This is a genomic window from Bacillus sp. MSP13 (assembly GCF_000815295.1).
Classification (GTDB): domain Bacteria; phylum Bacillota; class Bacilli; order Bacillales; family Bacillaceae; genus Bacillus; species Bacillus vallismortis.
Map to the genome: position 1 here is coordinate 434,496 of NZ_JXAQ01000011.1, position 22,650 is coordinate 457,145.

Consider the following 22,650-nt stretch of genomic DNA (forward strand, 5'->3'; position numbering starts at 1 on the left):
AATGTATATAGATATTACGATAGATTTGAAACATTATAACGGCAGTGTCTTTGATCTCAGATTGTCAGATTACCACCCGGTGAAAAAAGTAATTGATATTGCTTGGCAGGCTCAAAGCGTAGCTATACCTCCGCGCGAAGGGCACTGGATCAGAGTGGTTAATAAGGATGCGGTGTTTTCCGGAGAATGCAAGCTGTCAGATTGCGGCATTACAAACGGAGACCGGCTTGAAATATTATGAAAGGATCTGGTTGAATGTCGGATAAACAAAAATCATATGTAGAAAACCAATTAGAAGCCGTTGCCGAGACAACAGATGCCGGCTATACATTTACCTTTCAGCGGGAAACAATAAAGCTTCTGGACGGTCTCGAAGCCAACGTGATCAAAGATGTAAATCCTTTTTTTCATAAAGAGATCGATGTGACGGATGATGAAGTGATCATCACAATCCAACCTCCTCCCTCCTATAAAGCATTCCGCTTCATGAAAGCTAAAGATAAAAAAAGCAAATGGCAGTTTGCCTATCAGCTTGTTCAAGCTGTACAGCATCACAATCTGTCGAGGCTTAATGTGATTGTCGCTCCTGAAAACATTGTATTCGATAAAGGCCTGACGCCTTATTTTCTTCATTACGGCGTAAAAGAAAGCATTCCTCCATACGGGCAAGATGAGGAAAGAGTGTGGCGGGAGCTGAAAGCCGCAGCGGCTTTGGCAGTTGACGGCGCTTTTGCGTTTGAAGACTACCTGAAATTCAATGAAACGCTGACGTTCTCCGAAGAAGCTAAGGCGATATTGGATGCGGCGTCCTATGAAGACCTGCTCGAACTGATTCAAACCCATATCGATCAGCTTGAAGCCAAAGCGAAAACATACATACATATTCCGAGAAAGAAGTGGAACATTCAGCGATACATCGGCCTGGGGCTTATTGTTTTGCTGGTCCCGGCGCTTATTTATTCGATGTACGCCTTATTTTTCGCACAGCCAAAGCATCAGGCGATAGTGGACAGTAACCGCGCTTTCTTAAACAAGCAGTACAGTGAGGTGATCAGCACACTGTCGAAATACGATGCGGAGAGCCTGCCGGAATCGGTGCAGTATCAGCTTGCTTATTCCTATGTAGAAGTTGAAAAACAGCTTTTAGATTATCAACGGGGTAATATTGAGAAGCTGGTGACATTGCAATCTGAACCACAGCATTTCCTTTATTGGATTGATATTGGCAGAGGGGATTATAAAGAAGCGATCAGTATTGGACATAAGCTCGAGTATAACCCATATATTTGGCTTGGCCTTTATAAATATAAACAGCAGCTCTTAGCTGAGGATAGAAACGATGAAGCGACTCAAAAAGAACTTGATTCTGTAGACAGCGAACTTGATAAAGTGAATAAAGCTAACGCTGAACAGAAAAAAGAATCGAACTCTGAGTCTTCAACAACTGATGAACAACAAACACAAACAGACGAACAAAAACAACAAGCTGAAGAGAAAGCGGCAGAAGAAAAAGCCGCAGCCGAAGAAAAAGCGAAAAAAGAAGAACAAGCGAAGAAAGAAAAAGAAACAGAAAAGAAAGATGAGAAAAAAGATGACAAATAACGTGAGACATGAAGCGCAGGTCATCGCATGCTGCCGTTTGGCCGTTAGGGGGTTCGCCATTTGAGTCTATTATGGGTTTTTTACCAAAATAACGTTCAAAAACTGAAGCTGTCTGACCTCCCGTCGTCCCACCCGGCGACCATTGGGCCTGATGTGAAGGATTCCGTTACGATCGGCACCATTCCGTTTGAACACGGAGTGATTTCTCTTCAAAGAAAGGAATCCGGCGGCCAATACGAAGTTGTCCTGGGAAATGATTGTGTCGGCATGATTGAGCCGGATGGATCATTTTCTCTCCAAACGGATCAGCAGGATATACGATTCATCTTGACGGACAGCGAGACTGAGAAATCCGTTTATTTTACGGGGAATCGTGATGAAATCATCTGTTCATCAGAAGACACGAATGCGGATATTTACCTGAATCCGCAAGATATTGCTTTCGCGGAAGAAAGCAGGTTCTCTTTGCTTCGTGTCGGCCCAAGCTGGTCGGTTCAACCTGAAAGCGGGACGGTCTTTTTAAACGGAGAGAAGATCAACGCCAATACAACGCTCCAGCCGGGAGATGAAATCTTCTGGAACTTTACGCAAATGAGAGTGACGGAACAAGATCTATTAGAAGTGGTTCATTTTGCACCGTTTGAAACTGCATTAACAGAAACGGTCAAACCGAGCACAGAGATGCAGAAAAAATATCCGCAGTACAGAAGAACGCCGCGAATGGTGTACGACCTGCCGGATGACCGCGTGTCCTTCAGTTTTCCCTCTCAAGAGAGCGATCAAACCAATAGAGGGCTGTGGCTCGTCATTCTGCCTCCGCTTGTGATGCTGATCGTGATGGGCGTTGTCGCCATCATCCAGCCGCGCGGCATATTCATCCTCGTTTCTCTGGCGATGTTTATGATGACTCTCATTACCTCGACGGTGCAATATTTCCGCGATAAAAACCAGCGGAAAAAACGCGAGGAAAAACGGGAGCGTGTGTACAAGCTTTACTTAGACAATAAGCGGAAAGAGCTTCAGGCGCTTGCTGAAAAGCAAAAGCAAGTACTTGAATTTCACTTCCCTTCATTTGAGCAAATGAAATACTTAACTAGTGAAATCAGTGACCGGATCTGGGAAAAATCGCTTGAAAGCAAGGATTACCTCCAGCTGCGGCTTGGGACGGGAACAGTCCCTTCAAGCTATGAAATCAATATGAGCGGCGGAGATTTGGCCAATCGCGATATCGACGACCTCATGGAGAAATCGCAGCAGATGCAGCGTATCTATAAGGACATCCGCAATGCGCCGGTTACGGTCGATTTGGCGGAAGGTCCGATGGGACTTGTCGGTAAATCCCAAATTGTGAAAAATGAGATTCACCAGCTGATCGGACAATTGTCGTTCTTCAACAGCTATCACGATTTGCGGTTCGTATTTATTTTTCATGAAGAAGAGTATAAAGACTGGGAGTGGATGAAGTGGCTGCCGCAATTTCAAATGCCCCATATTTATGCGAGAGGATTTATTTATAATGAGCAGACCCGAGATCAGCTCCTGTCCTCACTTTATGAATTGATTAGAGAGCGCGATCTCGAAGATGACAAAGAAAAACTGCAGTTTAAACCGCATTTTATATTTGTCATCACAAATCAGCAGCTGATCTCAGAGCACGTCATTCTTGAATATTTAGAAGGGCAGCATGAGCATCTGGGCATTTCTACAATTGTTGCTGCGGAAACAAAGGAAAGCTTGTCAGAAAACATTACGACTCTTGTCCGCTACATCAATGAGCACGAAGGGGACATTTTAATACAAAAGAAAAAAGCGGTAAGAATTCCGTTCCGCCTCGATCATCATCAGCGCGGGGACAACGAACGGTTCTCACGCACGCTGCGGACGCTGAATCACCAGGTCGGCATTACGAATTCCATTCCGGAAACGGTATCGTTCCTGGAGCTTTTCCATGCGAAGGAAGTCAAGGAAATCGCCATTCAGCAAAAATGGCTGACAAGTGAATCAGCGAAGTCGCTGTCAGTGCCGATCGGCTATAAGGGGAAAGATGACATTGTCTACTTGAACCTTCACGAAAAAGCCCACGGGCCGCATGGGCTGCTTGCAGGGACGACGGGATCAGGGAAAAGTGAATTTCTCCAGACGTATATTTTGTCACTTGCGGTGCATTTTCACCCGCATGAAGCGGCTTTCTTATTGATTGACTACAAAGGCGGAGGAATGGCGCAGCCGTTTCGCAATATTCCTCATCTGCTCGGCACGATCACAAATATTGAAGGAAGCAAAAACTTCAGTATGCGTGCGCTCGCTTCCATTAAAAGCGAACTGAAAAAAAGACAGCGCCTGTTTGACCAATATCAAGTCAACCACATCAATGACTATACAAAGCTGTATAAGCAGGGAAAAACAGAAGTGGCAATGCCTCACTTGTTCTTAATTTCTGATGAGTTCGCCGAGCTGAAGAGCGAGGAGCCTGATTTTATCAGAGAGCTTGTCAGTGCCGCGCGTATCGGGCGAAGCCTGGGTGTTCATTTGATTTTGGCGACACAGAAGCCGGGCGGCATCATCGACGACCAGATTTGGAGTAACTCGCGCTTTAAAGTGGCGCTGAAGGTTCAGGATGCCACCGACAGTAAAGAAATTTTGAAAAACAGTGATGCCGCCAACATTACCGTGACAGGACGCGGGTATTTACAGGTCGGCAACAATGAAGTGTATGAGCTGTTCCAATCCGCTTGGAGCGGAGCGCCTTACTTAGAGGAAGTCTACGGAACAGAGGACGAAATCGCGATCGTCACGGATACGGGCCTGATCCCGCTTTCTGAAGTGGATACCGAAGATATCGCGAAAAAAGACGTTCAAACCGAAATCGAAGCCATAGTGGATGAAATTGAACGCATCCAAGATGAAATGGGAATTGAGAAGCTGGCAAGCCCATGGCTGCCGCCGCTCGAGGAACGGATCCCGCGGACTCTTTTCCCTTCAGGCGAAAAAGATCATTTCCACTTCGCATATGTCGATGAACCTGACCTGCAAAGACAGGCGCCAATCGCTTATAAGATGATGGAAGACGGAAATATCGGCATATTTGGCTCTTCCGGCTACGGAAAATCAATTGCCGCCGCTACGTTCCTGATGAGCTTTGCGGACGTATACACACCTGAACAGCTTCATGTCTATATCTTTGATTTCGGAAACGGAACGCTTCTGCCATTAGCGAAGCTGCCGCATACCGCGGACTACTTCCTGATGGACCAATCACGAAAAATTGAAAAGTTCATGATTCGGATCAAGGAAGAAATTGACCGCCGTAAACGCCTGTTCAGGGAAAAAGAAATCAGCCACATTAAAATGTACAATGCGCTGAGCGAAGAAGAGCTTCCGTTCATTTTCATCACCATTGATAACTTTGACATCGTCAAGGATGAAATGCATGAGCTTGAATCGGAGTTTGTCCAGCTTTCCAGAGACGGGCAGAGCTTGGGCATCTACTTCATGATGACAGCCACGCGGGTGAATGCTGTCCGCCAATCATTGTTAAATAATCTGAAAACCAAGGTTGTCCACTATCTCATGGATCAATCTGAGGGATATTCGATTTATGGACGGCCGAAGTTCAATCTTGAACCGATTCCGGGGCGCGTCATCATTCAAAAGGAAGAACTTTATTTCGCGCAAATGTTCCTTCCTGTTGACGCGGATGATGATATCAGCATGTTCAACGGGCTGAAAGCAGACGTTCAGCATCTTCAGGAGCGCTTTGCTTCACTGGAGCAGCCGGCACCGATTCCGATGCTGCCTGAGCGTTTGTCGACGAGAGAATTTTCTCTTCGCTTCAAGCTGGAACGCAAGCCGTTATCTGTACCGATCGGGCTTCATGAAGAAACAGTCAGCCCAGTCTATTTTGATGTGGGCAAGCATAAGCACTGCCTGATTTTAGGCCAAACCCAGCGCGGGAAAACGAACGTCTTAAAAGTCATGCTTGAACATCTGATTGATGATGAAACCGAAATGATCGGCCTGTTTGACTCGATTGACCGCGGCTTATCCCATTATGCGAAGGAATCGGATGTCTCATACTTGGAAACGAAAGAAGACATTGAGCAGTGGGTAGATACAGCAGAAGACATTTTCAAAACAAGAGAAGCCATGTATGTAGAAGCCGTCCGTCAGGGGGACGCGCAAAATCTGAGATTCTCACAAGTAGTGCTGATGATTGACGGAATTACAAGATTCCAACAAACAATTGATACGAGAATACAAGATCGTCTGGCAAACTTCATGAAATCATACGCGCATCTTGGCTTCAGCTTTATTCCGGGCGGAAACCACAGTGAATTCTCAAAAGGCTATGACTCCTTGACGACAGAGATGAAGCAAATCCGCCACGCCATTCTGCTGATGAAAAAATCTGAACAAAATGTTATTCCTCTTCCATACCAAAGACAGGAGCCTGAGATTCAGCCGGGCTTCGGATATGTTGTGGAAAACGGGAAGGAGCAAAAAGTTCAAATTCCTTTATGTTCTGCTGAAAGGGAGAGTGCTAGATGACAGAACAACGTAAAAGCTTGATCAAGTTAATATCCGCCGTCATCATCGTTTTGCTGCTGCCGGTTTTGTTTTTCCGTTTTATCGGGGAAGACCCGGCGAAAAAAGTAGCGAATTCAACGCGGCAAATCGCGGTGGTGAATGAAGACACAGGCGTATTGAGTGAAGAAGTGAAGTCTGATGAAGAGGACAAATCCGCCCAGTTCGGCAAGGAAGTAGCGGCCGTTCTGGGAGCACGCCCTGATTATTCGTGGACGGTCGTAAACCGAAGCGCGGCCGAAACCGGTCTCGCATCAAAGAAATACGATGCGATCGTTTACATTCCATCAGACTTCTCAAAAAACATTTTAAGCTATGATAAAGACCGCCCTCAAAAAGCAACGCTCGAATTCAGCATTCAGGATAACCTGAATGCGGTCAACAAAGAAAAAGTGCAGCGTGAGCTCGAGGATGCGCAAAAGAATATGAACAAAAAAATGTCGGCCTTATATTGGAATTTTGTGTCACAAAAAGTAGACAGCATCAGAGGAGAATTTGACAATATCGTCAATAAAGAATCTGAATTTCAAAATGTCATGTACAACTTTTACAAACCTAGCTCAAATGATTTAGCAGGTGAAATCAAACAGCAAAAAGACTTAATCGATGAGCTGAAGAAATCAATGAATGAAGCGCAAGGCACAACAAAAGAAAAAGCTTCAACAGCTGAAGAAGCCAAAAACACGCTGAAAGAATTCGTTGATACCGTTGAAAGGTACAAAGAATATCAAGAAAATCAGAAAAAACTGCTTTTGACAGCCCAAGATGCCACTCAGCAGCAAATCCAGACAGGCCTTGATGCCATTCAAGCTCAGCAAAAGGCGAACCAATTCAGCGAACGCATGAGCGGACTGGCAACAGGAATCAGCCAAGTGAAAACACAGCTTGCACAAACCAGTACAGTGTTGGCAAAAGCCCAGCAACTGAGAGAGGGGCAAGTGCCTCAGCAGGAGCTTGGTATGGCAAAAATCCAAAGTGATTTAATTGAACAATATCAAGCCGCTTCAAGGCAAACGGCATTAAATCAGGTTTATGAGCTGCTTGTACCTGCGCGTCAGGCCCTGACAGTTGAGAAAGGGGACGACCCAGTCGTAGACGACGGCGCTGACAATGATGATCAAGATCAAGAACCGAAGGAAGAAGATCCAGAAGACCTGAAAATCGATCTTGAAAAACAGCGGGAAGAACTGAAAAGCATCGCCGCTGACATTCAGGACATTTCAGACAACCTGAAGGAGCCTGAAAAAGAGAAGCCGGCACCAGAGGACCCTGTAACAGATGAACCGTCCACTGACGCCCCGGCAAACCCTGATGACGGAACCAACACAAATCCCGATACACCACAGGGAGACACCGGAAACGGTGACAACAGCAGTGATACCGGAACGGACGGACAAACGGACGGCAACACTCAGGATCAGGACCAGCAGCCGGGAACAGACGGCCAGAATCAGAACGGGGATGCCACTAACGGCGAGTCAGACAGCGGACAAACCGAAACGGACACATCTGCCGAACCAACTGCATCATCTGACGCAACCCTTCAAATGATCCAGCTGGAAAATGAAGATGGAACCGGAGATACTGGAGATACAGGAAGCGACGGTGGCACGACTCAGCCTGAGGACGAAGAACAAACCGGAAACGATGAGATTTCTGATATCGCAAAAGCAAAAGAACAGCTCAGCAAAGCGTCTGAGCGAATCAAGCAAATGGAAGAAGAGCTCAAAGAAAAAGAAACTGCCCATAATGAAGAGCTGAAAAAGAAATTAGAAGAACTTAAAGAGCAAATGGATGGTCTCAATGATGAAATTGATGACTTGAAAGATAAAGTGAAACAGCTCGACACGAAACTTGGAAACCTTGAAGCGAAACGAAAGCGGGAGTTTGAAGGGATTTACAGCGCGATTCGCGATTTGGAAAATAAAAATCAGCTTCAATTCTCCGGTGAAATCAATACAGAAAGCATCTACAATTTAATGAGATATTATCAATATCTATCTGTATATGACTCTGTATTATCCGGAACCATAGATAGCACGGCAAAAACGAATGCTATTGACGGCCAGCAAGGAAAAGTCAAATCAATCCTAGCTCTCACACCGGAAGAATCAGCAAGCTGGGAAGATCTCAAAAACAACATGATGCTAACGGATGAAGACATTAACAGCTTCATCGACGGCATGACCAAATTCACGGAAGACTACAGCGGCTTCATCCGTGACTCTCAAGCAGGTGTTCTCGATGAACTGACGACCATCTCTGACAGCGCCGCAAAAGCGTCGGAACAGCTGGCAACAGGGGCAACGCAGGAAGCTGCGACGTTCAGTAACGACGGGCTGTCTGGCACAATGGCACTGAGTGTCCAAGATACGGTCGGCCAGGAAGTGCTGCAAATGTCAGACATGATGGGGTCATTGTCTGATCGCCAGTCAGGCATTATTGACTACACAACCAACATGCAGCAAAGCGTCAATGATGTTCAGGCGAAAGCCGACACATTAAACAATAACTGGGGGAAAAATGTGGCCTCCACAAAGCTTGTCCGCAGCGACGTATACGGCATATTGGGAAATACATTAGTAGACGGGCAAAACAACGGCTATGTATATGATTACTTGGCGAATCCGCTTAAAATCAGCGGAGAGGTTCCAGAGGAAAAAACGCAGACGGTGCCGCCGGTTGTCATTCTAGTCATTGTGTTGATCAGCAGCTTGTTAATCGGCTATTTCAGCTCGTATTACCAAAACGCGCCGCTTCTCGTCAAAGGAGCGCTATTCGGAATTCTGAATATCCTTGTCGGACTCATGATCAGCTTGTTCGGTTTGAATATTTATTCGCTGCCGGACGATCAGACGATTAAGTGGTCTGTATTTACAATTCTCCTGCTCGTGGCAAGCTCAGCCTTCATCCGGGCGGCGTTCAGATTCGGTTCAATTCCTGGATGGGTTGCTTCAGCGGCGATGATTCTATTCTACGTCGCACCGCTTATTGATTTGATTATGCCGAACTTTACATTTGAAGACCCTGTGTCGAAAGTATTTATCGACATCCAGTATGGCACAGGGCACTTGTTTACAATGGGAATAACGGTTCTGCTGGTCATTACGGTGATTGCCGCGGCTCTGCCGCTTGTGATCCGGCTGATGGCCGAAAAAACAGCAGAAAGCGATGAAACGTATGAAGCGTAATCGCATCATGGAAAAGGGGATCATGATTTGTATGCTCTCCTTTTCCCTTTTCATACCCTCTGCCGCCGCTGCCGAAACCGAAGAAAACACAGATGTCGCGCCAAACCAATATAAGAAAAAAGACATCGAAATCGATACGAATTATTTGCATGAAGATTCCTACTATGAAGAGAAAACAGAACTGCCGGAGGAACAGAAGGATATCACCTTTGATCAACCGGAGGACAAGGACGCCGAGCTGATAAAAAATTTGTTTACATCGACAGATGCTGAGGAATCCAACACGATTGCGGCCCAGTCGAAACAGCTCGGGATTACGTTTGCTGAAAAACCAATCACAAAGACGTCATCCACGGAAACAAAGGAAGAAGAAGCAACATCTTCACTGCTGCTTCCGATTTTGTATGTCGTGCTAATTCTGCTCGGCATTGCAGGGATTGTGTTCCTCATCCCGAAAGTCACAGCGCAGGAGAACAAAAAGGCGTAGGCCGTGTGCTTGTATTGTTCAAAAGCGGTACCGTACAATAGGAACGGAAGGAGGAGGTTTCTAATGGAACTTTATATCATTACCGGAGCGTCAAAAGGACTGGGAGAAGCCATTGCCATACAGGCTTTAGAGAAGGGCCATGAAGTCCATGCCTTGTCCAGAACAAAAACTGATCTCTCTCATAAAAAACTGACGCAGCATCAAATAGACCTTATCCATCTCGAAGAAGCTGAACAGCAATTTGAAACGTTGCTTTCATCCATCAATCCAGATCGTTATTCAGGTATTGCCCTGATCAATAACGCCGGAATGGTAACGCCGATCAAACGCGCCGGCGAAGCGTCACTTGACGAGCTGCAGCGCCATTATCAGCTGAACCTGACAGCGCCCGTGCTCTTGAGCCAGCTGTTTACAAAACGGTTTGCTTTATACAGCGGCAAAAAGACAGTCGTCAACATTACGTCGGGCGCCGCCAAAAATCCATACAAGGGCTGGAGCGCATATTGCAGCTCAAAAGCCGGGCTCGACATGTTTACGAGGACATTCGGATTTGAACAAGAGGATGAAGAACTGCCGGTGAACATGATTTCCTTCTCGCCAGGTGTTATGGATACTGAGATGCAAGCCGTCATCCGTTCTTCATCGAAAAAGGATTTCCACGACATCGAACGGTTCCGGACATTAAATGAAACAGGAAGCCTTCGCAGTCCGGCCTTTATTGCTGGCACCCTGCTTTCTTTATTAGAAAAAGGCACGGAGAATGGCCGCGTTTACGATATAAAAGAGTTTTTGTAGAGCAGATATTTTCTGCTCTTTTTTTTATGAAACAGGCAATCGCCCGCGCACTCTGTTGAACAGCCGCATATACTGACTGAAACGCTGCTTTTAGGGTATAACAATGATGACAAGAAGACAAAATGATGTGACATAAGAATTGAGTTTCTCTGCAGATTATGTTAGGATGCTAAAAATATCTAAAGGAGGGGTTTCCATGAGAAAGGTTAGATTAATGGATGTTTTCACCCATCCAATTGCACAAAAGTATCTCCAACGTTCCGGTGTGGCACATGCGATTGCCTGCGCTTACCATGCGTACAGGCTGTCTATAAAGGCTGATATCAACCCTGATGTAGCTGCAAAAGCGGCGCTGCTGCATGATATCGGCCATTATGAATGGTATACAGACGGCAAGTGGGATTATGAGAAATACAAAAGAAATGACATTCATGCCATCAAAGGAGCGGAACGGGCGCATAAGCTTTTAATTCGGCTTGGCGAGGAACCGAAAGCCGCAAAAGAGATTGCCCTTGCCATTTTGCTTCATACCGATTCCTATTTGCCTGAAGGCGAATTAGAGAAAAACACGCTGCAGCAGATTGTCAAAAAAGCGGACGAACTTGATGAAGAGCCGGGCGGCCACCATCATTACCGCCAGATTGATTCTTCAACGGCACGTGAAAAAATAGAAAAGCTGGACCAGCTCATCGACCAAGCCCAGGCATCGACGATAAAGTCTGTATAAGTCTCGCTTGTTACACACGGAACAGCGCCAGCTTTCTTCGCTGTCTCCGCTTCACCGCCATTTCCTTTACTCCCGCTTCCAAACCTCTTCTCCTATAGGATCCGCACCCCCTTGGTTTTATCAGGAAAGCCTGTGTCATTATCCATCATAATGGCATAAGCTGAGATAAAACATAAAAAGGGGATTAAAGTATGGTCAACCAAGGTAGTCCGCAACTGGTCTCTTTAGTCGATCCTTATGTCTATCAGACCATTAAAAAGCTCATCGGCTCAAGGTTCGTGATACAGACAGTACGAGATACGGTCAGAGGCAGACTGATCGATGTAAACCCTGACCATATCACAATTGAAGGAGCCAGAAATTCCGTTTGTTTGATCAGGATCCAGCACATGATTTCCGTCACGCCAGATTACAGTGAGCGGGTTTAACAGTGCTTGCGCATGAAAAATAGGCGTACACCGTGACGTCCTATTTTTCAGTTAAGCGCTGCAAAGACGCACTGTGGTACATCGTTTCATCAAGATCAAATCCAGCAAATTCCTGATAGCGGGCATCTGAAAAACAAAAAGTGACACCGTGCACTGTATAGCTGGAACGTACTGAAGCATGTTGACGGACACGAAAGTGATAGCCGCCTGAATCGAATCTTTTACATATATCCGGGATGTCCCGGCATACGGGGCACAGAGCAAAGCTGGCTCACCAAAACATTCGAATCCGGAAATTTTGCCGTCTAGGCCGATATCCAGCAGGATACAATCATTGACTTCAAGCTCCTCTGACTGTATTTTCCAGCGCTTATTCGGAGGAAGAAGATGAATATTAGCCAGTTCTGACTCTTTATCATATGTCACGGCCTTCATGGCCAACACTCCTTTCATCACATTAAGAGTTCTGATATGAGTTTATTTTTGTTACAATGATGGGGGATAAGCCCTTTTAACTGACAGACAAAGAAAAACTAGGAGGAACAAAGCTTGTTGAAATCAAAAGTCCATTTTTGGACATTGCAGATTTTATTTGTGTTGCTCATTATTTATGTCGCAACAAAGGTTTCATTTGTGTTTCAGCCGTTCATTGTTTTTATCTCGACACTGTTTTTCCCGATGCTGATTGCGGGAATTTTGTATTTCATTTTTAATCCGGTTGTCCGCCTGCTTGAGAAAAAAATCCCGCGGACATTATCCATTCTATTGATCTATTTACTATTCATCGGTTTGCTTGCCTTTGTTTCAGCGTCAGTCGGACCTGTCGTTACATCGCAAGTGACCGGGCTGTTTAACAACCTTCCTGATTATATAAAACAGATTCAGTCGCTGACAAACGATTTGTCCCATTCTCAATGGTTTACGTGGATGATGAATCAGGATTATGTATCAATATCAAAAATCGAACAGTCGTTGACAAGTTTTCTCCAAAACCTGCCGCAAAATATCACGTCCAGTTTATCTGCGGTTTTTGGCGTCGTGACAAACATCACGATTGTTATTATCACTGTTCCTTTTATCCTCTTTTATATGCTGAAAGACGGACACCGCTTTCCGCACTTGGCAGTAAAAATTCTCCCCGCTTCTTATCGGACGGAAGGCTTGAAGATTTTTAAAGATTTATCCGATACGCTTGCGGCTTATTTTCAGGGACAGCTGTTAATCTGTCTTTTTGTCGGAACAGCGTGTTTTATCGGGTATTTAATCGCAGGTGTGCCATACGCCCTGATTCTTGGGATTGTGATGGCGATTACCAATATCATTCCTTATGTCGGGCCTTTTCTCGGTGCAGCGCCGGCTGTCATTGTCGGTTTTATGGACTCGCCTGCCAAAGCGCTGTTCGCGATTATTGTGATTGTCGTCGTTCAGCAGCTCGACGGGAATCTGCTGTCTCCTCTCGTGATCGGGAAGCGGCTCAATACGCATCCGCTTACGATTATTTTGCTGTTGATCGGAGCGGGAAGCTTCGGCGGCATTCTCGGCATGATTTTAGCGGTGCCGGTGTACGCGGTAATGAAGGAAATCTTTCTGAATATTGTCCGCCTCATCAAACTGCGTTCGCGCTCACGCCTTGAAGAAAATGCGAAGCCCGCTGAATAGGCGGGCACCATTTGCGCCTCTTTGCATATGATGCTGTAAATCAATGCGGAGGTGGGGAAATGCCTGCGATTGTAGGTCCGATTTATATTATGTCAATATCAGGTGATGCGGCGGCAAGCTTTGGAGATGTGTTTGCGATTTCGCCGAAAAGCGTCGATCACTCAGGCGCGGGCTCGGGCGCGTTTCAGCTCGGTGATTTTGTGAGCATCAATAACCAAACGAGTAAAACTCTCTTCAAAGATGCCGATATCATTGATGAAACAGTTTCGTTCAACGGGTAACAGCCTTTTCAGGAGAGGCTGTTGCTTTTTATTGTATAATATGGGTAGTCTTTGAATAGAGAGGTCATGTTTGATGAAAATCAGAAAAGCGAATATCAATACGCAAACCGGAATGATCACAGACGTGTATTTGCACGAAAACAGAAAAGAACTGCGCACCCTTGTAGCGGTTCCACAGCTGGAGTGGAGCACGGTTATTTCTTATGAAGAAGATAAAGCGGCTCTGCCCGAACGCCTGGAAACCTCTTTGCGCCGGCATACGGAGGAAGAAGATACGGCAGGTGAGCTGGCCAAAAAAATCATTCATTGGGTAACAGAAATGTAAACGGCCTTGAAAGTTTAGCTCCTGCCTGATCAGGTGATAATAAAGACAAACAAGACGGGAGGACGAGCTTTTGAGTCATGATAAAATGGATCTCTATTTGCAGCAGGGAATGTACGGCCCCTTAGAAACAAAGCCTGACGAGCGCCACTTGTTTTTAGGCTCATTAAGGGAAAGAGTGCTCTTAGCACTGACGAAAGGACAGGTCCTCAGAAGCAAACCGTATGAAGAAGCGGAGCGAACGCTCAAAAACAGCAAAAATATCACTCTTTTGATTAATGGAAAGCTTCAGTATCAGTCTTATTCTCCTTATATCCAAATGGCGAACCGGAACGGAGTGCATTTCAAGATCGTATCTGATCTTCAGTTTCGTACGCCTCTAGGGCTTGTCATTGCGGCTGATACCGCTGTGAATCGTGAATCGATATATATTCAGGACGACATTTTCAACCGGTCAGTGCTGAAATCTTAAAGACAAACGAACCGTTTGTCTTTTTATTCATGGCAATTCACTTACAACTGGAGATAAGATATAATGTTCTCATACTGATGGCGGGGAGGCCGGCTATGAAAAAAGCACTTATTTGCATTGATTATACAAATGATTTTGTCGCAAGTGACGGAAAATTGACCTGCGGAGAGCCCGGCAGAATGATTGAAGAGGCGATCGTCAATTTGACTGAAGACTTCATCACAAACGGTGATTACGTCGTATTTGCAGTAGATTCTCATGATGAAGGGGATCAATATCACCCTGAAACCCGTCTTTTTCCTCCGCATAATATCAAAGGCACGAAAGGAAAAGATCTGTACGGAAAGCTTTTGCCTCTGTATCAGAAACATGAACAGGAACCAAATGTATACTACATGGAAAAAACGAGATATTCTGCTTTTGCGGGTACTGATTTAGAGCTCAAACTCAGAGAGCGGCAGATTGGCGAACTGCATCTTGCCGGCGTCTGCACAGATATTTGTGTGTTGCATACAGCGGTTGACGCATACAACAAAGGGTTTCGGATTGTTGTGCATAAACAGGCTGTTGCTAGCTTTAATCAGGAGGGGCACACGTGGGCTCTCTCCCATTTTGCAAACAGCATCGGAGCGCAAGTGGCAGAGTAAGGAAGGGGAAAAACAGTGTTAGAGTATGGATTTAAAGATGACAGCCTGTCATTACATACAGACCTTTATCAAATCAATATGGCCGAAACCTACTGGAGGGACGGCATTCATGAAAAGAAAGCGATTTTTGAGCTTTTTTTCAGAAGGCTTCCGTTTGAAAATGGCTATGCGGTATTTGCGGGCTTAGAAAAAGCTATCGAATACCTGGAAAATTTCAAGTTTACGGATAGCGACCTGAATTATTTACAGGAAGAACTCGGGTATCGTGAAGATTTTATTGAATATTTGCGCGGTTTAACGTTTACAGGTTCACTTTATTCCATGAAAGAAGGAGAGCTCGTATTCAACAATGAGCCGATTATGAGGGTGGAAGCCCCCCTTGTAGAAGCGCAGCTGATTGAAACGGCTTTGCTCAACATTGTGAACTACCAAACATTAATTGCAACAAAGGCTGCCCGGATTAAAGGCGTCATTGGCGATGAAGTCGCGCTTGAATTTGGAACAAGACGGGCGCATGAAATGGATGCGGCCATGTGGGGAGCGAGAGCAGCCTTAATCGGCGGCTTCAGCGCGACGAGCAATGTAAGAGCCGGAAAGCGCTTTAATATCCCGGTCTCCGGCACTCATGCGCATGCGCTTGTTCAGGCCTACCGCGATGAATATACAGCTTTCAAAAAATACGCGGAAACGCATAAGGATTGCGTCTTTTTAGTTGACACGTATGACACGCTTCGTTCAGGCATGCCGAATGCGATTAAGGTTGCCAAGGAATTCGGTGACCGCATCAACTTCATTGGCATCCGTCTGGACAGCGGCGATTTGGCGTACCTGTCAAAAAAAGCCCGGAAAATGCTCGATGAAGCAGGGTTTACAGACGCGAAAGTCATTGCGTCAAGTGACTTGGATGAGCATACCATTATGAATTTAAAGGCTCAAGGAGCGCGCATTGATGTCTGGGGTGTCGGCACGAAGCTGATCACTGCCTATGACCAGCCTGCTCTCGGCGCAGTTTACAAGCTTGTAGCCATTGAAGAAGACGGGAAAATGGTCGACACAATCAAAATTTCGTCCAATCCTGAAAAAGTGACGACGCCGGGCAGAAAGAAAGTGTACCGCATTATCAATCAGTCCAATCATCATTCAGAAGGCGACTATATTGCCCTTTATGATGAGCAAGTGAATGATCAGAAGCGGCTCAGAATGTTCCACCCGGTTCATACATTCATCAGCAAATTTGTCACGAATTTTTATGCGAAAGATCTTCATGAGCTGATTTTTGAAAAGGGTATTCTTTGCTACCAAAACCCTGAGATATCAGACATCCAGCAGTATGTACAGGATAACCTCAGCCTGCTGTGGGAGGAATATAAGAGAATCAGCAAGCCGGAAGAATATCCGGTTGATTTAAGTGAGGACTGCTGGAGCAACAAAATGCAGCGGATTCACGAAGTCAAAAGCCAACTTGATGAAAAGTTTGAGGAAGAATAAAGAAAACTGGCCTTTCGTTCGCGAGGAGGCCAGTTTTCTTTATGAATATTATTTTCATGATTAGACAATTTTCGTCAAATTATTTGATATACTTAGAGTGAATGCCGCGCGTATTGTAAGGAGGATAAATCAATGAGGGTGTTTGTTGCAAGACAGCCTATTTTTAATAGAAAAGAACAGGTTGTTGCTTATGAATTGCTGTATAGAGATAGCGAAGAGAATGTATATAACGCTAAAGACGGCGATCAGGCAACAGCTGATTTGGTAATCAACAGCTTTTTAAACATCGGAATTGAGAAGCTGACGGAAGGAAAACGCTGCTTTGTTAATTTTACGGAAAGCCTGATGTTTTCGAATCTTCCCACCTCCTTTAATCCGAAGCAGCTTGTCATTGAAATCCTTGAAGATATACCGATCACGCCGGCCCTCATCTCAAGATGCAAAGAGCTGAAAAACATGGGGTATATGCTGGCGCTTGATGATTTTTACGCAATAAATTCGCTAAGTGAAGACTTACTGGAAGAGCTCATGAGCTATATTGATATATTGAAAATTGATTTTCTCAAAACAACGCGAATGGAACGCAGAAAAATTTTGCAAACCTACGGCTGCAGAGGTTTGATTTTTTTAGCGGAAAAAGTAGAGACCAGAAAAGAATATAAACAGGCGGCCCAAGACGGCTTTCAATTATTCCAGGGGTACTTTTTCAGCGAACCTCGCATCATCAGCGGGCATGATCTGTCGACTCATTTCTATTCTTACTATGAACTGCTGAATGAATTGAGCAAAGAGCAGCCAAACATCAAGCGTGTGACAGAATACATAGAGCGGGATTTATCACTGTCCTATCAAATTCTAAAGTTTTTAAACTCATCACACAGCCGTTTGAGCCAGAAGATTGAAAGCATTCAACAGGCCATCATGCTGCTGGGGTTTAATGAAATCAAACGGTGGATATACATTCTTTCCTTTAAGGATTTAAGCAGAAAAGGACATTCCAGCAAGCACGAGATCATTAAGATTTCTTTAATGAGAGCAAAGCTTTGTGAACTGCTGGCGAGAAAAACTGCCCGGCTGCAGCCCGCTTCTTATATGCTGATCGGAATGTTTTCTCTTATAGACACCCTGCTGCATAGAGAAATAGAGGAGATTATTCAAGAATTGCCTTTAAAAGATGAAGTCGGGCAAGCGTTATTAGGCGAACAAAACGACTACTACCACATGCTTGAGCTTGTGAAATGTATTGAAGGCAACAACTGGGACACTCGTTCAGAATTAGGCAAAGAGCTGGATAAAGAAGAAGCGTATGAGTGTTATTTAGAGGCGCTGGAGTGGTGCCATCATCTGATGGACGCAAAATAATTGCGGTCTTCTGACCACCGCAAAGCAAGGATCATTCGGCTTTGCGTCCCGATCAGGCTGATGTAAATGCCGTCGGGATTAAAGACCGCATCCACATCATGCCGGACGCCCATTTGTTTAATCATGCGCTTGACGGATTGTTTATCTGATTGCTCGGCTGCGGTCATAATGCGGCGCGAGAGCTCCCGCGAGCCCGCAATGCGGCTGAGAACGAGCTGGGCATCCGCAAACATTCCCGCGGCCTGCTTCGCTGAACGGACAAAGGTATCTGTATTGCCGGCAGGAGCGGGAGGACGGCGTATCTCATACGGATAGGCGTAAAACCAAGGGCAACGATATCTCATGGGAGCACCTCACAAAAAAGGATGTTTCTATATGTATAGATCTCTGACTGACGAATATGCCAAAGCGAAAAGGCCACAACTTTAGCGTTGCGGTCTTTTCGGTGTTTGTCGGTCAGGATACGCCAAGAATCGCATATTCAATTTTGAAAATGCGGTGCAAAGGACTATAGTCTTGCTTAGTAAAAAGGCGAAACACGTTCAAATCAAGGAAAGTAAGAATCTTTCTCAATTTCTGCAGAAATAAACACTTTGATACATAGAAAGATAGTCCCGTTCTCATTGCGATTCATTTGAGTATAAAGGCCTATTGATGTTTGCGGTGTCACGCAGGACTTTTTTGCATACTTTTCGGTGAAAAATAACCTGAAAGCAGATACACTATTAGTAACAGATCAAATACCTAGGACTCGTTCACCATACACAATTCATTGATCTTTCAAAAAAAGGAGTGTGGAAACGATGGAAAAGAAACTTGAAGAAGTAAAACAATTGTTATTCCGACTCGAACTTGACATTAAAGAAACGACAGATTCATTACGAAACATTAACAAAAGCATCGATCAGCTCGATAAATACAATTATGCAATGAAAATTTCGTGAAAAAGACTTGGAGACAAGTCTTTTTTTCGTTCTTCATATACAATAAAAGGATAAAGTATTATATGATTGTTAAAAAACGAAAAACCTGCTGTCTTTTGGATAGCCCATTTAGTAAAATGGAAGGGGAGGGGGGAAGTCGTTATTGAGCAGATATGTTTAGATTCTGTCCGGATCAAGGAGAAAATGAAGGAGATTGTAGATGAAAATATTTTAAATGAAGACTTAAAAACAAAACTTATTTCTTTTATTGAAGAAAAAAAACAATTTTCATTTGCAGAACTAGCTTATCACCATTACATAGCATTTGACGGAAAAGATGTTACAGCAATTGAGTTGTTGGCTTCTGGTATAGAACTTTTAATTTTATCTGCTGACATTTTTGACGATATAGAGGATAAGGACAATCTTCAGGCTTCTTGGATGAAAATAGATCCTTCGATAGTGATTAATGCAGCTACTGCACTTTATACGTTAAGTTTGCAAATAATAAGTTTAGTTTCTAACAATCCACAACATTTAAGTCTGACTTTACAATATTCACTTCAATCTTTACAAGGGCAACATGTAGATTTAAATTTAACAGTCTCTTCAGAATCAGAATTTATTGAAATGATTAAACTTAAGTCTGGTTCTCTTGTAACATTGCCTAGTGTTCTTGGTGTATATTTGGCAACTGGAGAATTTAATGAAACAGTCGATGAGTATTCACATTATTTGGGCATAGTCGAGCAAATTGCGAATGATCACCATGGGCTATATTATCCTGACAATAATGACATAAAAACTAGACACAATCTTGCCTTCTACTATCTAAAAAATAAATATAACCAATCATCGATTGATTTATTAAATTTTTATGCGCAAGAAGATAATCAGATAAATAATATGGACGAATTAAAAAAGAAGCTACGAGAATCAGGTGTAATACAATATTTGAATGTTATTAAAAATATAGCATTGGAAAATTTTAAAGAATCATTCAAAAAACTGAAATTAGATGAACAAGGAAAGAATAAACTATTTGTTCAATTATTAAGGGGGAATATAAATTGAAACATATTGATAAAATCATAAGCCATCTAGCAAACAATCCCGAAGCGTTTGATCAATTTAAGAATGGGAACTTAACCTTGCTAAATATAAATGAAAAAGAAAAGAAAGCAATATTATATGCGTTTGAAGAAGGAGAGGCACCGAGAACAAGCAATTGGCCCCCAGTAGAAGCTATCAGTAATTTTTTTGAGGATGATAAAAGAAAAAGTTTTATTTAATTATGGGATGATGAGATGCACAGAAATCATAACGTTTATAAATATTTGTCCTTAGTTATTATCATTTTAAGTTTTGTTTATGTGATCTACCTCTCTTATATTTCTGTTTTTAACATCTTCGTAGGTGCGGATGTGAAGATTAATGAACAGGGGAAGTTAGAGGTCACCAATGTTGTAGATTATACAGATGAATATTATTCAGGTGTAAAAAAGGGTGACATCATTCTTGAGGTGAATGGGGAAAAAGGAAGCGAAGTTCAGTTAGAAAGAGGAAGATTGGTCAATGTAGAAAGTTTAACTGTTGAGAGAGATAATAAATCATTTCATTTGCAAAATGTAAGCCTAATAAGTGAAGAAAATTTATTTATGTATCTCATTCCACTCATATCTTATTCAATCTGTTTATTTTGTGTATTTTTTGTTTACAGAATAAATAAAGTAAGAAAATCACCTTCTGCTTTTGTTTTAATCTTATTTTTGTTATTTGTATCAGTAGCGTATGTAAGTGCCTGCGGGGCAAGAAAAGGTGAAGAGGTTAGCACTTATCTGCTTATCCTTACTTTAGTAAGTTGTCCAATTTTATATATACATTTCATATATAAATACTTTGCGGAATTGGGCACTAAGTTATTCAAAAAGAAGATTTTAATCATTATGTATATACTCCCACTCATAAACCTGCTACTAGAAGCTGTTTTGAGTAATAGATTAAATTCTTCGACTTTTTTGTCTAACTTGAACTTGATTTCTTTTTTTGTCCTAGTTCTTACTGTATCTGTTCTTATCCATCAAGGGATAAGAAAAATTAAACAAAATGAGCAAAAGTCAATTTTAAAAATCCTTGCTTATATAAATATCCTGTCTTTTAGTCCCTTTATTATCTTTTTTGTTATTCCATATGTGTTGTTTGATAAGTATCTTTCACCCTTTAGTTTGGCAGCTTTTACACTTGTTATTCCTTTTTCTTTAGTGTATCAATTTATGACAAATAGACTTTATAATATTGACTTTGTTGTAGGACGGCTTAAATACTATGGATTTTTAGCCATTACACCTACTGTTATTGTGGTCACCATATTTAATTACATTCAAAAACCAGAAGATAACTTTTACTACGTTAAACTAACATTTGTAATATATTTGCTTATGTTTGCTGTCTTTTACTTTAAAGAGATTATTGATTTTCGCTTCAAGTTGAAAAGATTTACAGAGAAATTTAATTATCAAGATGGAATTTTTAAATTTACTCAATTAATTAAGCAAGCATCATCGGTAGATCAAGTACTTGATCACTTTAAAAATACAATCCTAGAAGTTTTAAACATAGATAATGCTTACGTGTATGATAATTCTAAAGGGGAAATCATTCTCCTGAGCAAGAATAACTTTAAAGATCTAACTTATAAGAATTATGAGCAATATGTGAAAAGCTTTTCTGGTGATATCGGTAAAATTAAAGAGTTTAAACAAGGTTTTATTATTAAAATAGGTGAACGAGGAGACAGATCGTTTTTAGTACTGTGTTTCTCAAGTTATAATACTTTTAAATTAACAAGAGATGAAATTGCATGGCTTCAAACATTAGCGTTTTATACAAATGTTTCATTGGAGAATGTGATGAAAATCGAAGAATTGATGGTGCATCTTGAAGATTTAAAACAACAAGAATCAAACCCCGTCTGGCTCAAAAAACTCATGTATACCATCGAAGAAAAACAACGCTCTGATCTCGCCCGTGATCTCCACGATTCCGTTCTTCAGGATTTGATTTCATTAAAGCGCCAGTGCGAGCTGTTTTTGGCCGAATTTAAGAAAGATGATCATCCGTGCCAGGAAGATGTGCAGGACAAGCTTGTACAGATGAATGATCAGATGTCTGATGTGATTTCGATGACGCGGGAGACGTGTCATGAATTGCGGCCGCAGCTTTTGTATGATCTTGGGCTGGTGAAGGCGCTGTCGAAGCTGGTGGCGCAGCTGCAGGAACGGGTTCCGTTTCATATCCGTTTAAATACCGGCAGATTTACGGCATCGCTTGATTTGGATTCGCAGCTGAATTTGTACCGGATCATTCAAGAGTTTCTGTCTAATGCGGTTAAGCACTCACAAGCGACAGATGTGCTGATTATGCTCATCAGTATTCAAAACAAGATCGTTCTTCATTACGAGGACAATGGCGTAGGATTTGATCAGGAAAAACATCATGAGCATTCCATGAGTATGGGGCTTTCTGGAATTAAAGAGAGAGTCAGGGCTTTAGATGGACGCCTTCGGATTGAAACATGTGAAGGAAAGGGCTTTAAGGCTGATATTGAAATCGAATTGTAATGGTTTTATAACGTAAACGACTTGGCATAAGCCAAGTCTTTTTTATAAAATGGAAATGAGTG

At 43.1% G+C, this 22,650-nt stretch carries 21 protein-coding genes and 1 pseudogene; 19 read left to right on the forward strand and 3 right to left on the reverse strand.

Annotated elements, in window-relative coordinates; translation table 11 throughout:
• Position 1: 1 nt before the first annotated feature.
• The 8 genes from yukD (at position 2) to SC79_RS14385 (ending at position 11,814) form a co-directional block, all read left to right on the forward strand.
• Positions 2–241 (forward strand): ESX secretion system protein YukD, encoded by a 240-nt coding sequence (yukD, locus tag SC79_RS14350; RefSeq protein ID WP_003220663.1) that lies wholly within the window; start codon positions 2–4, stop codon positions 239–241.
• Between the two features lie 14 nt (positions 242–255).
• A complete protein-coding gene (essB, locus tag SC79_RS14355) occupies positions 256–1,602 on the forward strand; it encodes a type VII secretion protein EssB (protein ID WP_039075624.1) in 1,347 nt (448 codons plus the stop codon).
• A 60-nt stretch (positions 1,603–1,662) separates the two neighbouring features.
• Complete coding sequence (essC, locus tag SC79_RS14360; RefSeq protein ID WP_039075625.1) at positions 1,663–6,150, forward strand: type VII secretion protein EssC; 4,488 nt, start codon at positions 1,663–1,665, stop codon at positions 6,148–6,150.
• Positions 6,147–9,377, forward strand: coding sequence for a type VII secretion protein EsaA (esaA, locus tag SC79_RS14365; RefSeq protein ID WP_039075626.1), 3,231 nt, complete (start codon positions 6,147–6,149; stop codon positions 9,375–9,377). The genes essC and esaA overlap by 4 nt, the downstream gene beginning before the upstream one ends.
• Before the next feature lie 31 nt (positions 9,378–9,408).
• Positions 9,409–9,864: a type VII secretion protein EssA gene (gene essA, locus SC79_RS14370; protein WP_082022736.1), complete on the forward strand. Its 456-nt coding sequence runs from the start codon at positions 9,409–9,411 to the stop codon at positions 9,862–9,864.
• A gap of 63 nt (positions 9,865–9,927) precedes the next feature.
• Complete coding sequence (locus SC79_RS14375; protein ID WP_039075627.1) at positions 9,928–10,659, forward strand: (S)-benzoin forming benzil reductase; 732 nt, start codon at positions 9,928–9,930, stop codon at positions 10,657–10,659.
• A 196-nt stretch (positions 10,660–10,855) separates the two neighbouring features.
• On the forward strand, positions 10,856–11,386 hold the full coding sequence (locus SC79_RS14380) for an HD domain-containing protein (protein WP_039075628.1): 531 nt from the start codon (positions 10,856–10,858) through the stop codon (positions 11,384–11,386).
• Between the two features lie 191 nt (positions 11,387–11,577).
• Positions 11,578–11,814 carry a YuzF family protein gene (locus SC79_RS14385; RefSeq protein WP_010329921.1) on the forward strand — a complete coding sequence of 79 codons (237 nt, stop codon included), beginning with the start codon at positions 11,578–11,580 and terminating at the stop codon, positions 11,812–11,814.
• Between the two features lie 40 nt (positions 11,815–11,854).
• On the opposite strand, the pseudogene SC79_RS14390 reads toward SC79_RS14385, so the two are convergent.
• Positions 11,855–12,249 (reverse strand): annotated as a pseudogene (locus tag SC79_RS14390) (DUF2283 domain-containing protein).
• A 114-nt stretch (positions 12,250–12,363) separates the two neighbouring features.
• On the opposite strand from SC79_RS14390, the gene SC79_RS14395 reads away from it, so the two are divergent.
• The 7 genes from SC79_RS14395 to pdeH all read left to right on the forward strand — a co-directional run bounded on the left by SC79_RS14395 (position 12,364) and on the right by pdeH (position 18,045).
• Positions 12,364–13,473, forward strand: a complete 1,110-nt coding sequence (locus SC79_RS14395) for an AI-2E family transporter (RefSeq protein WP_039075629.1) — start codon at positions 12,364–12,366, stop codon at positions 13,471–13,473.
• A 59-nt stretch (positions 13,474–13,532) separates the two neighbouring features.
• Complete coding sequence (locus SC79_RS14400) at positions 13,533–13,754, forward strand: spore germination protein (protein WP_039075630.1); 222 nt, start codon at positions 13,533–13,535, stop codon at positions 13,752–13,754.
• A gap of 73 nt (positions 13,755–13,827) precedes the next feature.
• On the forward strand, positions 13,828–14,079 hold the full coding sequence (locus SC79_RS14405; protein ID WP_039075631.1) for a YueH family protein: 252 nt from the start codon (positions 13,828–13,830) through the stop codon (positions 14,077–14,079).
• 70 nt (positions 14,080–14,149) lie between these two features.
• A complete protein-coding gene (locus tag SC79_RS14410) occupies positions 14,150–14,548 on the forward strand; it encodes a YueI family protein (protein ID WP_039075632.1) in 399 nt (132 codons plus the stop codon).
• Positions 14,549–14,643: 95 nt separating this feature from the next.
• The gene (locus SC79_RS14415; RefSeq protein WP_010329914.1) at positions 14,644–15,195 is read left to right on the forward strand and encodes a cysteine hydrolase family protein; all 552 of its coding nucleotides are present in this window, start codon (positions 14,644–14,646) and stop codon (positions 15,193–15,195) included.
• A 15-nt stretch (positions 15,196–15,210) separates the two neighbouring features.
• A complete protein-coding gene (locus tag SC79_RS14420; protein ID WP_010329913.1) occupies positions 15,211–16,683 on the forward strand; it encodes a nicotinate phosphoribosyltransferase in 1,473 nt (490 codons plus the stop codon).
• Between the two features lie 132 nt (positions 16,684–16,815).
• The gene (gene pdeH / locus SC79_RS14425) at positions 16,816–18,045 is read left to right on the forward strand and encodes a cyclic di-GMP phosphodiesterase (protein WP_039075633.1); all 1,230 of its coding nucleotides are present in this window, start codon (positions 16,816–16,818) and stop codon (positions 18,043–18,045) included.
• Here pdeH and SC79_RS14430 read toward each other — a convergent pair.
• Together SC79_RS14430 and SC79_RS21035 are read right to left on the reverse strand one after the other, a co-directional pair.
• Positions 18,024–18,389, reverse strand: a complete 366-nt coding sequence (locus tag SC79_RS14430) for a hypothetical protein (protein ID WP_039075634.1) — start codon at positions 18,387–18,389, stop codon at positions 18,024–18,026. The two genes, pdeH and SC79_RS14430, sit on opposite strands and share 22 nt — an antisense overlap.
• A gap of 112 nt (positions 18,390–18,501) precedes the next feature.
• On the reverse strand, positions 18,502–18,627 hold the full coding sequence (locus tag SC79_RS21035; RefSeq protein WP_142354816.1) for a hypothetical protein: 126 nt from the start codon (positions 18,625–18,627) through the stop codon (positions 18,502–18,504).
• Between the two features lie 221 nt (positions 18,628–18,848).
• Between SC79_RS21035 and degQ the strand changes: the two genes are divergently transcribed.
• The 4 genes from degQ to SC79_RS14450 all read left to right on the forward strand — a co-directional run bounded on the left by degQ (position 18,849) and on the right by SC79_RS14450 (position 22,588).
• The gene (gene degQ / locus SC79_RS14435) at positions 18,849–18,989 is read left to right on the forward strand and encodes a degradation enzyme regulation protein DegQ (protein ID WP_003220708.1); all 141 of its coding nucleotides are present in this window, start codon (positions 18,849–18,851) and stop codon (positions 18,987–18,989) included.
• 183 nt (positions 18,990–19,172) lie between these two features.
• The gene (locus SC79_RS14440) at positions 19,173–20,042 is read left to right on the forward strand and encodes a polyprenyl synthetase family protein (protein ID WP_039075708.1); all 870 of its coding nucleotides are present in this window, start codon (positions 19,173–19,175) and stop codon (positions 20,040–20,042) included.
• The gene (gene comX, locus SC79_RS14445; protein ID WP_039075635.1) at positions 20,039–20,260 is read left to right on the forward strand and encodes a competence pheromone ComX; all 222 of its coding nucleotides are present in this window, start codon (positions 20,039–20,041) and stop codon (positions 20,258–20,260) included. The genes SC79_RS14440 and comX overlap by 4 nt, the downstream gene beginning before the upstream one ends.
• Before the next feature lie 15 nt (positions 20,261–20,275).
• Positions 20,276–22,588: a sensor histidine kinase gene (locus SC79_RS14450; protein ID WP_039075636.1), complete on the forward strand. Its 2,313-nt coding sequence runs from the start codon at positions 20,276–20,278 to the stop codon at positions 22,586–22,588.
• Positions 22,589–22,650: the final 62 nt, after the last annotated feature.

What these genes read in the sequence shown, in the direction of transcription:
- SC79_RS14450 (WP_039075636.1), top strand. Translation starts at nt 20,276, where the DNA reads ATGCACAGAAATCATAACGTTTATAAATATTTGTCCTTAGTTATTATC.
- essB (WP_039075624.1), top strand. Translation starts at nt 256, where the DNA reads ATGTCGGATAAACAAAAATCATATGTAGAAAACCAATTAGAAGCCGTT.
- SC79_RS14430 (WP_039075634.1), bottom strand. Translation starts at nt 18,389, where the DNA reads ATGAGATATCGTTGCCCTTGGTTTTACGCCTATCCGTATGAGATACGC.
- SC79_RS14415 (WP_010329914.1), top strand. Translation starts at nt 14,644, where the DNA reads ATGAAAAAAGCACTTATTTGCATTGATTATACAAATGATTTTGTCGCA.
- SC79_RS14405 (WP_039075631.1), top strand. Translation starts at nt 13,828, where the DNA reads ATGAAAATCAGAAAAGCGAATATCAATACGCAAACCGGAATGATCACA.
- yukD (WP_003220663.1), top strand. Translation starts at nt 2, where the DNA reads ATGTATATAGATATTACGATAGATTTGAAACATTATAACGGCAGTGTC.
- SC79_RS14375 (WP_039075627.1), top strand. Translation starts at nt 9,928, where the DNA reads ATGGAACTTTATATCATTACCGGAGCGTCAAAAGGACTGGGAGAAGCC.
- degQ (WP_003220708.1), top strand. Translation starts at nt 18,849, where the DNA reads ATGGAAAAGAAACTTGAAGAAGTAAAACAATTGTTATTCCGACTCGAA.
- SC79_RS14440 (WP_039075708.1), top strand. Translation starts at nt 19,173, where the DNA reads ATGAAGGAGATTGTAGATGAAAATATTTTAAATGAAGACTTAAAAACA.
- pdeH (WP_039075633.1), top strand. Translation starts at nt 16,816, where the DNA reads ATGAGGGTGTTTGTTGCAAGACAGCCTATTTTTAATAGAAAAGAACAG.
- essA (WP_082022736.1), top strand. Translation starts at nt 9,409, where the DNA reads ATGCTCTCCTTTTCCCTTTTCATACCCTCTGCCGCCGCTGCCGAAACC.
- esaA (WP_039075626.1), top strand. Translation starts at nt 6,147, where the DNA reads ATGACAGAACAACGTAAAAGCTTGATCAAGTTAATATCCGCCGTCATC.
- SC79_RS14400 (WP_039075630.1), top strand. Translation starts at nt 13,533, where the DNA reads ATGCCTGCGATTGTAGGTCCGATTTATATTATGTCAATATCAGGTGAT.
- SC79_RS14380 (WP_039075628.1), top strand. Translation starts at nt 10,856, where the DNA reads ATGAGAAAGGTTAGATTAATGGATGTTTTCACCCATCCAATTGCACAA.
- SC79_RS14385 (WP_010329921.1), top strand. Translation starts at nt 11,578, where the DNA reads ATGGTCAACCAAGGTAGTCCGCAACTGGTCTCTTTAGTCGATCCTTAT.